The organism is Treponema vincentii (assembly GCF_018336815.1).
GTDB lineage: Bacteria > Spirochaetota > Spirochaetia > Treponematales > Treponemataceae > Treponema.
The window spans coordinates 1-15,357 of the sequence record NZ_CP050497.1; the positions used below are offsets into that span (position 1 = coordinate 1).

Genomic DNA, 15,357 nt, shown 5'->3' on the forward strand with positions numbered 1-15,357 from the left:
ATGAACAGTTGTGATTATCGTATTTTTTGGGAAGAAACCGTTAAACAATTAAAGAATGAAATAGGTGAGCAGGAAATATCTATGTGGTTCTCACGTATTGTCTACGAGAGAGCTTCGGATACAACTATCGTTCTATCGGTTCCTTCCGAATTTTACCGCGATAATGTGCGGCAGCGATATGAACTCTTTATCGAAAAAAAATTATTGGAGCTGCTTGGCTCTCGTATCAACATTGAATTTGAAATAAAAGTTCCGGAGAATACGGATAACCACTCATCACCTAAAAAAAATGCGCATACACCGGCAGCATTTTCAGCAGCAACTCCTCATAACCCGCAAAAAACGGCAGTACCCGAAGAAAAAAAGAAGCATCCCCTTTTGAATGAGCGCTATACGTTCGATAAATTCGTTATCGATGCGGATAACCCGCTTCCCGCGAATGCTGCGATTGCCGTTTCGAAGAATCCCGGAACAGCCTATAACCCGTTGTTAATTTACGGCGGCGTAGGGTTGGGTAAAACACACCTGATGCAGGCGATTGGTAATGCGCTCTATCAAAGTACCAATCTGAAGATTTTATATGCACCTGCCGAAACCTTTACGAACGAATATATTGCTCATGTGAATAAAAATAAAATGCATGAATTTAAAAACAAGTACCGCAATGCGGATGTTCTGCTGCTTGATGATATTCACTTTTTGGAAAAAAAAGAAAGCACACAGGAAGAATTGTTCCACACTTTTAACGCTCTCTACGAAAGCAACAAACAAATCGTATTTACCTGCGACCGTCCGGTAGAAGAGTTGAAAAACTTAACAGACAGGCTTCGTTCCCGCTTTACCCGCGGTTTGAGCATCGACTTAAAGATACCTTCGTATGAGACTCGTTGTGCCATTTTATTTAAAAAGCTTCAGGATGAGCATTTTTCCATTCCCGACGAGGTAGTACACCTGATTGCAAAGAATATTTCTTCCAATGTCCGAGATTTGGAAAGTGCGCTTACGAAATTGGAAGCGTATTCGGAACTTACCGGCCCCATTACGCTTGAAAATGCGCAGCAGCTTTTACAGGATACGTTTGGATCTCCCCGCCAGCATAATATTACACTCGACACGATTCTAAAAATCGTCGCGGACTACTTCAGCATTTCGTATATCGATTTGAAAGGGAAAAAGCGGACTAAGAATATCTCTTTCCCGCGACAGGTTGCAATGTACCTCGCCCGGGAAATGACAGAGTTTTCTACCACGGAAATCGGTGTCGAATTAGGCGGACGGGACCATTCGACGATTATGCACGGACACCAAAAAATAGAAACGCAGACAGCGCTTGAGCCTTCGCTCGAGGTTACCATCGCCGAACTGAAAAAACGTATCACCAACGCCAATCAATAATGCCAAGAAAATGTTTGGCAAAATCCGGATTCTATGGTATACTGATAATGTATGACTTATGCATCTTTGTCTGCAACGCTCTCAATGCCATACACAACGGAAGATGGAAATGCTTCTTCCGATATTGTGGTGTTCGATAAAGACGAACACGCGGTAATCGAACAGATTCTAAAAAGCTTACAAGCTTATGCCCCCGGGGTACTGAGCAACATTGCAAACTGTATTACAACATTAGAACAAGTGGCGGTGGCTGTCTCCCGCTATCCCTCAATACAACGCAGCACTGTCCTTGCAGGTGAACATCGATCGGCAGAAACATTGATTGATACCCTGTGCAGCAGCGCTCCCGCTTCCCGTTTGCTGACATTACCGACAAAGGTTATCCTCGGTAAAAGCTTTCTGATTGCCAAATTTCAAACTTTTTCCGCACTTACTAAAATAGCGATGAATGCTTTTTTTGAAGAAAAAGATATACAAGCGCTGCGGCGGATTACACTTCGCGCTATGTTCGCTCTTATGGCGGAGGATGTGTATACGATGCTTCTTGATAATGCCGACCTTCAGCATGAAACACGAAAAGATATAGCGGAGTTATTAACCGAACTATGGGAACATCGGCTGGATGAGCACTCCTCATCGTTTGCACTTGTCTTACACAAGGTCTGGACAGCGCGGAACAAACTTGCGCCGAACTTCGGCAGTATGCTCGGCGTAAGCGAACTCTTTCTTCTTTCAATGGAGCTGGATGAATCGTGGGAACGGTTTATGATTGCAAAGTTGGAGTATCCGGAGATCGGCCAAGCATTGGAAGAATTCTTATTCGGCATCTCGTATGAAAAGATCAATTTTATCCGAAATGTTTTGAAGGAAAGGAAAGCTTCCGCTCTCAGCAGAGACGAGGCATACAAGCTACTCGGCTTCAAGCGAGAGTTTCCAAGGGATGATCCGCGCGGTTTCTATACTTCGTTTATTGAGCGAAAAAGCAATGCCGAATCGCGGCGGAGGCTCCAAGTACCCGGCCCCAAGCGGACGCTCGAAGACCTCTACATTCAGTTTATCTTTGAAGAAGGCCTGAGCGATAAATAATCCCCCCCTGCACAGCATATTGCCGGCAGGTATTAACCCCGCCGCACGAATCAACACTACAGCTGCTACAGCGCAAGTTTTAAGTCGCCGTCTTTAATCCATCCGATTTTCCGTAACGGTACGGTAAAAAGGAGCGTTAGTACGGCGGGGGCGATAAAGTGCAGCAGCAAGATGGAAAGATAGATGCTCGCAGCGCTGCGGCCGGTCTGCTCCATCGCTGTCAGTGCGCCGATTTGCCCCACCAATCCGCAGGTTCCCATACCGGAGCCGATGGGAGTATTTTCCAGTTTTAACAGTATCGTCGAAATCGGCCCCAGTACGGCGGAAGCGGCGATCGGCGGTATCCATATTCGGGGATTCTTAATAATATTCGGCATGTGGAGCATACTGGTACCGATGCCGACTGCAACGCTGCCTCCGAAGCCGTTATCCCGATAGCTCATCACCGCAAAACCGATCATTTGAGCACAGCATCCCGCCGCCGCCGCTCCCCCTGCAAGCCCCGAAAGAGAAAGCATCATACAAAGCGCCGCGCTGCTAATCGGCAGCGTGAGAATAATCCCGACCAATACCGCAAGGCAGATACCCATCAAGAACGGACGCAGGGTTGTCGCTGTCATAATGACGCCGCCGAGCCAATTCATACAGGCAGACATATACGGCCCGAAAAAAACAGCTATTACGCTGCCGGAAAGGATGGTTACCGTCGGCGTTACGATGAGGTCGACCTTTGTCTCTTTAGAAACCAGTTTTCCCAGTTCGGTACCGACAATGGCGGAAATAAAGGCGCCGACTGCGCCGCCGAACATATTACCGGCATACCCGACAATAGCAGCAGAGAACAAAACAAAGGTATGCGCTTTAAGCGAATGCGCAACGGCGATACCGATGGCAGCGCCAGTCATATCGCGGCATATCGGCCAGATGGTATCGGTCAAGAAGGCAATATGCAGCTGCTGTCCTACAGTCCTCAGGATTGTTCCGACAAGCAGGGATGAAAAGAGTCCCATCGCCATAGCGCTCATCGCATCAATAAAATACCGCTTACCGGAAATCTCTATATCTTTCTTTTTTAAGAAAAGCTGTAATTTGTTCATATCGATACAAATCTCCTTATTCGTGCCAAGGGTTTAATCCCCGGCGATATTGTTTATCGGGATAGGATAGACCGCTTGTACGGCGGCAGAAAAAGCGCCGGTGCGTCCCCGTATCAGCTGATAGAATTGCAGTTTGCCGGTACCGACAGACGGTTTACCGGTCTCGATAGGCGGTTTACCGGTACCGATGGAGAGAATAGCAAAGCCGCCGTAGGATTTACCGCGGGGACGCAAGGGGCTGCCCGGATTGATAGCTGTAACGCAGCCAAATCTTGCGATACTTTGAATATGCGTGTGCCCGTATACGGCGATTGTGCAGCCGAGGCTTTCGGCTGTCATGCTCAGTTTACGTCCGTCAAGTTCAACATGATGCAGATGCCCGTGCGCCAATAAAATATGCTGTCCTGCAATCATCTTTTGCTGATATACCGGCAGCCCGAACGGTTTCGGATTTTTGCTATCGGGGAAAATCGGCGGATAAAGCTGACTGTCGCAGTTCCCCTGTGCCATAATAATAACCGGCGGAATGGTTATCCGACCGGCAGCAGCTTCGCGTACAACGGTTATGATGTCTTGAGCGCCGTCTCCGGCAAAGAGGCAGGCTTGGCATTCCTCGCTAAAAGCCGATAAAATCCACCGCACTGCATCTACGGCTCCATGCGTGTCGGAAAGCAACAAGACAGAAGCAGTATCCGCATATTGCAGCCGGTTATAGAAAGCGGCATCGGCGATAACGCCGTTTTCGCAGCGGGTAAAACGGTTCATTGTTTTTCCCCTACGGCGCTTCCCCGCTCTCCGGTTACTGCGGCGCCCGTTTCCGGTTCCGTACCATCTGCCGCCCCGCCGGACGAAGGCGGTGATAAAATAAGATAGTTATACGAGCTGATATTCAGTTCCGGGTCTTTATACGGATGCAGTGCATACGGCGTACCGCCCCATGCCGCTATCCCCTGCTCTTTTAGCATGGCTGCCGTTGTTGCAACCGCCCGCGCAAACCGCGGAAACGGCTCCTGTTCCGGCAATTCATTGATTTGCTCTACAGCGGTTACGGCACAGAGCACCAGCGTCTGTACATCATGCGCAGGGATATTCACCGCCCTGTCGGCCTTTGCAAACGAGTCGGGCAGTTCAAAGTCCACAACAACATCGCTGTAGGCTTCGAGCGGCAAAATCTCTTCTACCGGCAACAGGGAAAAAATATGCAAGTCAGGGTATTTTTCTTTAGCGATACGCAGTATACGGGCGCCGCCTTCGGGAATACCGATAGAAATAAGCGCCTCAACAGGCTGTGCCGCAAGCCGTTCAGTAATCATGGAAAGCCGCGGCTGTTTTGTCTTTGCGGTCATATCGCTGTAGCTTAAAATATGCAGGTTCACCTTTAGACTTTCCGCCGTATAAATATTCGAAAGATAGGTAAATAAATCGGAATACTGATAAAAATCTTTTCCCAGCACAAATAGCAGAGGATGAGCAATGTCCTTCTTTTGATAAGATTGATTGCGTGAACCGCTTTTCCCACCACAAGAAGCAGTTCCGACGATTAGTGCGGTAATTAAAATTATCAAGCCGATACAAATAACGGTTTGTGTAAAACGGCGCATTACAAAACAGTTCCCCAAATACGATGGATGCGCTGCAACCGAGGAGGATGTATCAGTATTTTTTTTCATAATTAAATACGCGGCATTTAATTTGAGGCCGCAATTCCTTTTAAAAAATTACGTAGCATAAAAGCAATCAGCATGGTTCCTAAAATCATAATGAGGGAAAGTGCGTTGATTACCGGAGAAATACCGTACCGAACCATCGAAAACACATAGAGCGGCAGCGTCGTGGAACCGGGGCCGGACACAAAAAAGGTTATCACAAAGTCTTCAAGCGACAGCGTAACCGACATAAAAAAGCCGGATAAAATCGCCGGAAAAATTGCGGGAATTATAACCTTGAACAAGGTCTGCCGCTCCGTTGCGCCGAGGTCGCGTGCGGCTTCGACAATTGAAAAATCGAACTCTTCAAGACGGGCAAGCACCAACAAAAACACAAAGGGCAAACAGAAAGTGATATGTGCGATAATAATAGAAAGAAAGCCGAGCGGTATGTTGATTGCCGAAAAGAAAATCAGCGTAGACATACCGATAACAACTTCCGGCAGCACCATCGGAAGAATACTCACCGCTTGTACATACCCTCTACCCCGAAACCGATACCACTGTACGCCGAGACCGGCAAAGGTACCGATAATAACGGAACACAATGCCGAAACAAAGGCAATAAATATGCTGTGCCAAAATGAAGTCCACAATTTTTCAGATTCTAAGAAAAGCGCGGCATACCATTTAAGTGAAAAGCCCGACCATACGACCGCCTTACCTTCGTTAAAAGAAAACACTGCAATAATTACAAGTGGCAAAAACAAAAACAATAGTACAAACACCAGCACTGTAGAAGAAAACCAAGAGCTGTTAAGATTCTTATATGCGCGCCGTGCATGACGCGCCGGTTCGGATTCCCGCTTGCGCTTCCCGAATTTCTGAATTAACCGCCGGTACGGGCTTTTTGCTAAACTATGCCGATAGGGAACCGGCAACGCTTGCTGTTGTAAATCTTGCGGTATATCAGACATGCTCACTCCTTATCATCACTATTTTGCGGCTTGCTTTTCTTGCTTAAAGCTGGCGTACATCATCCAGAGGACACCGGCGGCGCTAACAACGGTAATAAGCACTGAAAAGGCTGAAGCGAGCGGCCAGTTACGGATCTTTGTTACCTGATCGACAATCAGATTACCAATCATATAAGAATCCTTCCCGCCGACTAAAAGCGGCACGGTATAAGAGCCGAATACCGGAATAAAGGTAAAGATGACGGCGGTCAGGATTCCGGCACGGATATTCGGCAGCATAACCTTAAAGATAGCCTCTGTTTTGGTAGCGCCAAGATCTCGTGCAGCTTCCAACAATGAAAAGTCAAACTTGTCGATAGCCGAAAAAATCGGAAAAATCGCATACGGAATAAACATATATACCAACACAAGAATGACCGCTTGCTGATTGTACAAAAATGGAATACTTTCCGTAATGAGGTGCATCTTTTTTAAAAGTCCATTGAGGAAACCTTGAGTACCGAGTATCGAAATCCACGCATTGATTCTAATCAGAGAGTTTGTCCAAAAAGGAATGATAATCAAAAACAAAAAGAACAGCTGATGCTTACTGCGCGCAATCGCATATCCGGCAGGAAGCGCAAGCAAGATACAAATCAGTGTTACCGCAATGCTGACACAGAGCGTCCGTACAAATAATAGTCCGTAGCTTGCAGTAAAAAGCTGGATATAGGCGCTGAGTGTGAGATGCCGAACCACGCCGCCGTACAGTCCCTTTTGAAGAAAACTATATATACCGATGATGAGCAGCGGAAGTACAAAAAAGACGGTAAACCATGCCGCCATCGGAAAGGTATACAAAAAGGCGTACCGTCGCCGAGAATGATCTTGCACCATAGTCTTACATACCTTTATGTTAAATCTTCGACGATGTAACCGTCATTGGCAGCCCACGAAACATATACCGTATCTTTCCATTCGATTTCTGGTCCATCTTCAAGATAGTTTTGATGCTGCTTAAAAACCTGCACCACGGTACCGCATTCCAGCTTTACAAAAAACTTTGATTGGAACCCCGAATAAATCGGCTCTTCTACCTCACCACGGAAGACATTCAGCTCCTTTGTTGAAGAGGACGGCTTTTCCAACGAAATACGGATTTTTTCCGGCCGCACGGTAAAGCATACGGGCTGCCCCGCCTTAGTTTTATCATAGTCGGTGATCTTAACCGAAGTTCCCAACGCCGGAGTATCAAGCGTAACCATAAAGCCGTCCGTGTGCGGCTCGCACGCAACCACGGTTGCATCAAAGAGGTTTGTTTCGCCGATAAATTTTGCGACAAAAGCTGTGGCAGGCTGTTCGTAGATTTCATACGGACTACCGATTTGCAGCACCTTCCCTTGATTCATCACTGCAATGCGGTCGGAAACGGACAGCGCTTCGCTTTGATCATGCGTTACAAAAATAAAGGTAATACCGATTTGGTCGTGCAGTTTATCAAGTTCAATTAAAAGATTTGCCCGCAGCTTTGCGTCCAATGCGGAAAGCGGTTCATCCAAGAGCAGCACTCGCGGTTCGTTAATCAGCGCACGGGCAATCGCAACCCGCTGCTTCTGCCCGCCGGAAAGCTGAGACGGCTTTTTGTAGATATGTGCATCGAGCTGCACTAAATGCAGGTATTCTTTAACCCGCCGGTCAATTTCGTCCTGCGGGCGCTTACGAATTCTGAGCGGAAAGGCGATGTTTTCATACACGGACAGGTGCGGAAAAAGCGCGTAGGTTTGAAAGACGGTATTCGATTGCCGTTTATGGGCTTCTATGCCGACAATATTTTGCCCGTCAAAGGTGATAACTCCCGAATCAGGCTGTTCAAATCCGGCAATAATGCGCAGCAACGTTGTTTTCCCACAACCGGAAGGCCCCAATAGCGAGAAAAACTCCCCGCGCTTAATGTGAATAACGGCATTATCCACCGCATGAAAATCTCCAAATGTTTTTGAAACATTTTCGATTGAAACTTCGCACCCTTTCACTGACGCATCGCGCCCCCTTCAACTCGTTATAGGGCACCTCTAAAAACGTTTAGCCGATAAGCGAACTTTTAGAGATGACCTACTATATTTGAAACATTTAACGGTTTATGTCAATATGTAAATTTATCTGTTCAATAATTTAAAAGCAATATATTCATATACGCTGATGTGCATACAAAAGCAATACACTATTCGTGGGGCTATACCGGCTTGTATACCTGCCCGGCGTGCGTCCATATTTTAGTAACATATATTCCCTCCGTTTCTCTTCGTCTTCTTTGGTTTCATTTACTTTTTCTTCCAGCTTTTTGGTAAATGCCGTATTCGGGCTTTGTCCGTTTATGGGGGTAATGAAAGCAAGGGGTTATCCTGAAAGCCCACGGAAATCAATTTTTGTCTAAAAGCGGTAATAAGTCGTGAGGATTCATAAGCGCGCGGAACATAATACCGTTCAAAGCCAGTTTTGATTGAGTTTCCCGCTTGTATATGCGCACGATATTAAGCGCTACTTTATGGAGCATATTCAGATTCTGCTGTATATTCTTACTCTGAATCCTGCATTTATCCTCGTCAAAATGAACATCAAGCAACCAGTGCATCGATTCTACCGACCATTCAGTTCTCGCATGATGTAAAAGCTCCTCGGCACTCAACACTTTACTTGAAATATAATAGTGCCATTGCTCCGTTACCCCTTTGTCTGTCTCAAATCGTGTATGCACCGCTCCAATGCATTTAACAGCCGGCCATACCCTGCCTCCCGGCTGCCATTCAACATCATCAGTAGTATACGCACTTCTCGTTTCTATCCGTCCGTGCCCTTTTTCCGTTTGGGTAACGCTATCCATCGTTGAACGTAGTTTTTCATCTTGGACATACGCTGCTATATCGTTCATCAACTCTTTCTGATTACCTTTCGCACTTAATAAATAGTCGGCTTTTGCATCGATAATTGCCTGTGCAGTCTGTATTTGACAGTTTAAAGCATCGGCAACTACCATGCATCTTTCTATCTCAAGTGTCTTTATCAGCTCTTGTACCGCCGGTATCTCGTTACTCTTTGATTGCACTGTTTCCTGCGCAAGAGTGAGCCCTAGTTCGCCTATCTGCGCGCTGACAATGTGTAACGGACTGTCATACTTCTTCATTTTCCCTGTCGAGCGGATTTCTTTCCCGTCTATTGCAATCGTCAAGCTTTTTTTCTTCTTCTTATTTTGCTCTTCTTCTTCCGCTTCAAGCTTTTCCGCAAGATGCGGTACCAATGAGCTTACCCAGTTTTTCATACACCGATTAAGTGATTCAGGGCTTACCATTGCCAAAAGACTTAACAGCCACCAGTAACACGGTATTCTTTTTATACCGAATTCTTTTTCAAGAAACGCTTTTACATGCTCACTCGTTGCCCACGCATGTATTTTCTTTACGCTTTTCAGATCGCAGAGGCTTCCCAAAATAACGATGATAACCGCATCTTTTATGCTGCAAAAATATCCGTCGTACTCCCGCTCGCTTTGAAGCACTTCAAGTGCATCTTCTAATTCTTCCCACCTCATGCTCTCACTTTAGCATTTTTTCTTCTGTTTTAATACCTTCACTCAAAAATTGATTTCCGTGCTGAAAGCCCCTGCATACTGCGCGCCGCCTTGAGGTTCATACTGAATCGCTTGTCGAACACTCTATTGTCATCAGCAATGAAGGTAATCTCGGCTCCGATATTGCCGTTACTCCATTCGTGCGCTTGTAAAAAGTCTTTCTTATATGTGAGGGTGAGTTTATTACTTGTCGTTTGTGTGAGGGTATAGTCTTTTTCTATACCGTACTGAGGTTGAGTAGACAGCCCCGGAAAACGGATAACCTTATCGGAGGATGTCGGCATCTTGAGGGTCAATTTTTTGGGATTCCGCAGTTTAATCGTAACTATTACGTCTTCCATCGATGATACATACGATGTCTCTCCTACACTGATATATGGTTTATCGAGCGTAAAATCCGTAGCGGCAACTTCCGTCGACCAATAACTCAAAAATACGTCTTCTATATCTGCGGTAAACTGCGTACAAGCTGCAAACAAAAGGGTTAAAAATATTCCGACTGTAATGGTATAAAGTTTACGCATGCGTTTCTCTGTTTTGAGGATAAGTGTATTCCTAAAACTGATAGCGATAAAACAACCGCATTATAGGCTAGGCATTGTTGGTTACTATGTATTATTTTTATTAAAATAATAAGCAGGTCGCCCTCTCACTCTATCAAAAATCCTAGACAAGAATAGAGAAATAAGGTACGGTATGTACCTGCCGATTAACAATTTTACCATTTTTAATCGCTTTATTTATAATTAGCTATAGTTAATACAGTAAGGAGCTACGATAAAAAGCTCCGCCTAAAATAGCGTCGGAGCTTTTTATCTCAAGTTTGCTTACGCAAACTTGATTATTTACGTGTGCGCGTAATGCGCGCACGACTAAAAACTTTTTCGGAAACTTATGTTTCCTGCAAAAGTTTTTATAGGAGTGTAACATGACGTTAAAACAAAAAATCATCATACTCGGTTGTAGTATCGCCTTAATCGCAGGCGTACCTCTTTTTGCAAAACCTAAAGCGGTTTCCATTGCGGTCTTTGTACCCGGAATTGTTAAAGGGAATCCGACGTACGAATTGCTCGTAGAGGGTGTACAGGATGCAAAAGCTCAACTGGGCAAAAAGGGGAAGCCGGTTACCGTCAAGGTTGTAGAAGGCGGTGTTAATCAGGGAGAATGGCAAAACGGGTTGACGGCGCTTGCCTTAAGCAAAAAGTATGATCTCATTATCAGTTCCAATCCTTCGTTGCCGGCAATCGCGGAAAAAGTGCTGCAAGCCGCGCCCAAACAAAAATTCTTGCTGTTGGACGGCTACCTTGCCGGAAACGCTCAAATAAAAACAGTCGGATTTAATCAGTACGAACAGGGTTACCTCAACGGTTACTACGCCGCGCTCATCAGCAGCAGTTCGATGAAGAATGCAAACGCTGCGTATAAGATCGGCCTTCTCGCCGGACAGGAATTCCCTGTTATGAACGACAAAATACGGAAAGGCTACTTGGACGGAGCAAAAGCCGTCAATAAAAACTTTGAGCTCGATTTCCGTGTCCTCGGTAATTGGTATGACGCAGCCAAAGCCTCCGAGCTTGCCGCTTCGATGATTAAAAACAATGTGGATGTCATCTTAACAATCTGCGGCGGTGGAAATGCAGGCGTTGTGGCAGCCGCCCGGGAACACGGCGCATACGTGATGTGGTTTGACCGGCCGGGTTATTCCTACGGTAAAGACATTGTAGTCGGTTCAACGGAAATCAGCCAAAAGGCAGCCTGTACCGACTCCGTGATTGCCTTTGTGGAAGGACGTTTGGAATTCGGCACATCGGCAGAACTCGGCATAAAAGACGGCGCGGTAAACTTTGCCTTTGAAGGTGTGCCTTCCGCCGTACCGGCAGACATTACTCAAAAAGTAAAACAACTGATAGACGGCGTTAAAACCGGAGCATTGACCTTATCAGCTCACTAGGATGCCTTTGTGTTTTCGACGGAAAACTTACGCTTTACGTTTCCGGAAAACGGTATTACCGCTGTAGACGGGGTAAGCATTGAGTTTGAGGCAGGCAAGATACATGCGCTGTTAGGTGAAAACGGCGCCGGAAAATCAACGCTTGCCCGCCTCTGTACCGGTCATTTACGGCCGGACAGCGGACGCATCCTTTACAATGGTGAAGCGCTGAACTTACGTTCCGCTGCGGACGGTATCGCACGAGGACTCGTGTTGACGCCGCAGCATCCGCAGCTTTCGGCAGAGCTTACGGTATGGGAAAATCTTGCAATCGGATTACACACCGAAAAAGATATCGCCGCCAACGTTCTTTCGCCCCAAAAAACTCAAAACGCAATTGCTGCGGCGCTCGCCCGCTACGGTATCGTGCTGCCGCTCACCCAAAAAGCGGAAACGCTCGATACGGCGCAGCTGCACTGGGCGGCAATCGGAGAAGCGCTGCTTAAAAATCCTTCCGTATTCTTTTTAGACGAACCGTCCGCCTCCTTTAGTCCGCAGGAAATTACCCAACTGTACGGCATACTCCGCAGCTGCGCGGACAGGGGCGCGTGTATTATCGTAGTAACACACCGTATTCAAGAAGTGTTGAGCTTTATGGATACGGTGCATATTCTGCGAAACGGCAAGACTGTCCGGAACGGTTCGATCGATTCTACCGTAAATGCAAATCTCCTGCTGCAAGAAATTTTCGGTTCCGAACAGGCGGAATGGACTGCCGCCGAAATACAATCGGATATTCCGCCGCTTCAAACTGATGCCGGTACAGCCGCCGCTTCATCAAACACCAATACTCCGTCGTATACAAATACACTGCAACCCGACACGGTATCTCCGGAACATCCGTCTGCGGCATCCCCATTCAAAGCAGAGCTACAGGGCACGCTACAATCGAGTACGGTAGCGCCTGTATCGCAGTTTCAGAATCCTTCGGTAAAACCGGCGGCGGGACTGACCGTTTCGCATGTTGCCGCCGTCAGCAGTAGAGGAGTCCGCTTTTCGGATTTTTCAATCGATGTTCCGCACGGAAAGATAACCGGCGTCGTCGGCATAAAAAAACAGGGGCTTGAGCTTTTGGAGTATTTGCTGGTCAATACGCTCAAGCCGGACAGCGGTACTATCAGGTTTGACGGGCAGCCCCTGAGCCGCATACCGCGCGAAACTTACGCCTACATCCCCAGCAAGCGGATGAGGAACGGCATTGCCGGCAGACACAGCATTGCGGAAAACCTCTATGTCCGAGCACGCGCCTCGCTGTACCGCTTCGGTATTTATTCCCCCGTAGCGGTTGAAGCATGGAAGCGCAGCTGTTCATTCGATATTCCCCGTTCATGGAAAGATTCGGTGTTGAGCTTATCGGGCGGTATGATCCAAAAACTGATTTTCAGCCGCGAACTCGATAATCCGCCGCCGCAGTTGGTTATCTGTGCCGAACCCTATTGGGGGCTGGACAGGAAGGTACAGCTTGCGCTGTTGCAGCGGCTCCGCAATCTCGCTGAAAAGGGGGCGGCGGTTATCGTGCTCACCTCTGACGTAGACGCTGCGCTTGAAACCTGCGACCGTATTCATGTATTATACCGCGGCGTCCTGACCCGCTTTATGGAACGTTCCGCATATAACCGCGCGGAAATCATTGCGGCGATGATGCAGGCGAGTAAAGATGAATAAAGATACGCAACAACACCGTCTCAAAAAAGCAGCCCCGCTTTTAAACAGTATTATTTCGGTAACGGCAAGCGCAGCCGCGGCGGCAATCTGTTTGGCGGCGCAGAGCGAAGAACCGCTCGAAACGCTTATCGCGTTTTTTATTTCCCCTTTTACCAACACGTTTTATTTCGGCAATATGCTTGACCAAGCCTCCCTCATTTTGCTCTGCGCGATGGGCTTTATCCTTCCGGCAAAAGCAGGCTTTTTCAACCTCGGCGGCGAGGGGCAAGCGTATCTCGCTTCGTTTATCGCGGTGGAATTCGCATTGCTGGCACCTCAGTTCCCGCAGCCCTTCGGCCTTATCGCCGGATGTATACTCGCGGCTCTTTGCTCCGGCCTTTTAGGTTTTATTTCCGCTTTTTTGAAGCAATTTCTCGGCATTACCGAACTGATCAGCACCTATTTATTATCGTGCGCACTGCTCCCGCTCATCGACTACGGCGTGAATGACATATTCAGGGATCCTGCAAGCAATCTGATGGCAACCCCATATACAACCGAAGCGTGGTTCTTCACTTCTTTTTGGAATCCTTCGACATTGAATAGCAGCATCTTTTTTACGGTGATCATAACGGCGCTGCTTTTCTGGATGTTCAAGCGTACCCGCTACGGCTACGAACTCGGATTAACCGGCAATAACCGCGCTTTCGCACAATCCCAAGGAATTAAGGTCGGCTTGATTTCAGTCTTGGCGCTGACATTCGGCGCAGCAGCCCACGGACTTGCGGGCGCATTCAGCGTATACGGCTCGCGGCACTATGTTTATGCGGGCATTACGTCGGGACTGGGTTGGAGCGGCATCTCCGCCGCGCTTATCGGGCGCAATCATCCGTTGGGGGCGGTATTCGGAGCGCTGTTTTTTGCGTGGATGGAAGCAGGCGGCAAAGCTGCGATGCTCCAGACAAGCACCTCCTTTGACCTTTCGTCAATTGTACAGGGGATTGCGTTTATATTGATAACGGTTGATTTTTTCCGGCAAAAACGAGGGAGAAAACCTTTATGATAACCGCGATTACTTTGATTGCACAAGCCGCGCCGCTGCTGATTGCCGCCTGTGCCGCTCTCGTTTCGGAATATGCAGGGCTGTTGAACGTCGGAATAGAAGGACTGATGCTTTTAAGCGCCTTTACGGGAATCGGCGGCATCCTGCTAACCGAAAGCCTCGGCGGTCTTATTCCGGGGCTTGCCGTCTCGCTTGCGTTGGGTGCAGGGTTGAGTATGTTTATTACCTATCTTGCTATCTATCGTAAGGCAAATATCTACATAGTCGGACTTGCGGTAAACTTAACCGCTGCAGGCTTTGTTTCCATACTGAGCACACGGTTTTTCGGTAACCGGAGTATCGTTGCGCTGCCGCCGGAGCTGCTGCTTCAGCCGCAGCTCGTCAAAACGGCGAGCGCGGCGCTCGCCGTTTTGACCGGCCTCGGACTTGCGCTCTTTTGCCGCTACACCAAAACAGGCTTGCGGATAAAGATACTCGGAAAAGATTCTGCATTTTTGGATTCGATTGGGGTGCATACCGCACGGTTAAAGATAGCGGCAATGGGTATGTCCGGGGCGGCGGCGGCGTTGGCAGGCTGCCTGTTATCCCTCCAGCTGGGAGCCTTTGTTCCAAACCAAAGCGCCGGCAAGGGGTGGATTGCACTCGTGCTTGCGTATGCAGGCGGACGCTCCGTTATCGGAACAATCTGTGCCGCGCTGCTGTTCGTCTATCTTGAAAATACCATCGCGGCGGCACAGATCGGTATGGAACATCCGGCACTCTTGATTGGGCTGCCTTTCGTGCTCGGCCTCTTCCTGATTATCGCCGAAAAGCTGATTATCCGAATATGGAAGCGGTATAGAGGGAAATGACATC

General features: G+C 47.7%; 14 protein-coding genes. 6 read left to right on the forward strand and 8 right to left on the reverse strand.

The genetic code is table 11. From position 1 onward, the window contains the following. Both dnaA and GWP40_RS00010 read left to right on the forward strand, forming a co-directional pair. Window positions 1-1,395, forward strand: coding sequence for a chromosomal replication initiator protein DnaA (dnaA, locus tag GWP40_RS00005; protein ID WP_212565551.1), 1,395 nt, complete (start codon window positions 1-3; stop codon window positions 1,393-1,395). Window positions 1,396-1,446: 51 nt separating this feature from the next. Continuing rightward, a complete protein-coding gene (locus GWP40_RS00010) occupies window positions 1,447-2,481 on the forward strand; it encodes a hypothetical protein (protein WP_212565552.1) in 1,035 nt (344 codons plus the stop codon). A 65-nt stretch (window positions 2,482-2,546) separates the two neighbouring features. Here GWP40_RS00010 and GWP40_RS00015 read toward each other — a convergent pair whose 3' ends face one another. From GWP40_RS00015 to GWP40_RS00050, 8 genes are all read right to left on the reverse strand, one after another. After that, window positions 2,547-3,578: a PTS sugar transporter subunit IIC gene (locus tag GWP40_RS00015; protein WP_212565553.1), complete on the reverse strand. Its 1,032-nt coding sequence runs from the start codon at window positions 3,576-3,578 to the stop codon at window positions 2,547-2,549. A gap of 33 nt (window positions 3,579-3,611) precedes the next feature. After that, complete coding sequence (locus GWP40_RS00020) at window positions 3,612-4,343, reverse strand: YfcE family phosphodiesterase (RefSeq protein ID WP_212565554.1); 732 nt, start codon at window positions 4,341-4,343, stop codon at window positions 3,612-3,614. Then, the gene (locus GWP40_RS00025) at window positions 4,340-5,248 is read right to left on the reverse strand and encodes a hypothetical protein (protein ID WP_212565555.1); all 909 of its coding nucleotides are present in this window, start codon (window positions 5,246-5,248) and stop codon (window positions 4,340-4,342) included. The genes GWP40_RS00020 and GWP40_RS00025 overlap by 4 nt, the downstream gene beginning before the upstream one ends. A gap of 17 nt (window positions 5,249-5,265) precedes the next feature. Continuing rightward, window positions 5,266-6,201 carry an ABC transporter permease gene (locus tag GWP40_RS00030; protein ID WP_016522970.1) on the reverse strand — a complete coding sequence of 312 codons (936 nt, stop codon included), beginning with the start codon at window positions 6,199-6,201 and terminating at the stop codon, window positions 5,266-5,268. 18 nt (window positions 6,202-6,219) lie between these two features. After that, window positions 6,220-7,077 (reverse strand): ABC transporter permease, encoded by an 858-nt coding sequence (locus GWP40_RS00035; protein WP_212565556.1) that lies wholly within the window; start codon window positions 7,075-7,077, stop codon window positions 6,220-6,222. A 14-nt stretch (window positions 7,078-7,091) separates the two neighbouring features. Beyond that, window positions 7,092-8,213 carry an ABC transporter ATP-binding protein gene (locus GWP40_RS00040; protein WP_212565557.1) on the reverse strand — a complete coding sequence of 374 codons (1,122 nt, stop codon included), beginning with the start codon at window positions 8,211-8,213 and terminating at the stop codon, window positions 7,092-7,094. A 386-nt stretch (window positions 8,214-8,599) separates the two neighbouring features. Beyond that, window positions 8,600-9,766, reverse strand: coding sequence for an ISAs1 family transposase (locus GWP40_RS00045; protein WP_212565558.1), 1,167 nt, complete (start codon window positions 9,764-9,766; stop codon window positions 8,600-8,602). Between the two features lie 38 nt (window positions 9,767-9,804). Further along, complete coding sequence (locus GWP40_RS00050; RefSeq protein ID WP_230974483.1) at window positions 9,805-10,329, reverse strand: hypothetical protein; 525 nt, start codon at window positions 10,327-10,329, stop codon at window positions 9,805-9,807. Between the two features lie 404 nt (window positions 10,330-10,733). On the opposite strand from GWP40_RS00050, the gene GWP40_RS00055 reads away from it, so the two are divergent. The 4 genes from GWP40_RS00055 to GWP40_RS00070 are packed head-to-tail and all read left to right on the forward strand — an operon-like array spanning window position 10,734 to window position 15,353. Beyond that, entirely contained in the window at window positions 10,734-11,756 is a 1,023-nt protein-coding gene (locus GWP40_RS00055; protein WP_212565559.1) for a BMP family ABC transporter substrate-binding protein, read from the forward strand. A 9-nt stretch (window positions 11,757-11,765) separates the two neighbouring features. Beyond that, the gene (locus GWP40_RS00060) at window positions 11,766-13,460 is read left to right on the forward strand and encodes an ATP-binding cassette domain-containing protein (RefSeq protein WP_212565560.1); all 1,695 of its coding nucleotides are present in this window, start codon (window positions 11,766-11,768) and stop codon (window positions 13,458-13,460) included. After that, window positions 13,453-14,502, forward strand: a complete 1,050-nt coding sequence (locus GWP40_RS00065) for an ABC transporter permease (RefSeq protein ID WP_212565561.1) — start codon at window positions 13,453-13,455, stop codon at window positions 14,500-14,502. Before GWP40_RS00060 ends, GWP40_RS00065 begins: the two co-directional genes overlap by 8 nt. Beyond that, a complete protein-coding gene (locus GWP40_RS00070; protein WP_212565562.1) occupies window positions 14,499-15,353 on the forward strand; it encodes an ABC transporter permease subunit in 855 nt (284 codons plus the stop codon). The genes GWP40_RS00065 and GWP40_RS00070 overlap by 4 nt, the downstream gene beginning before the upstream one ends. The last annotated feature ends 4 nt before the right edge of the window (window positions 15,354-15,357 follow it).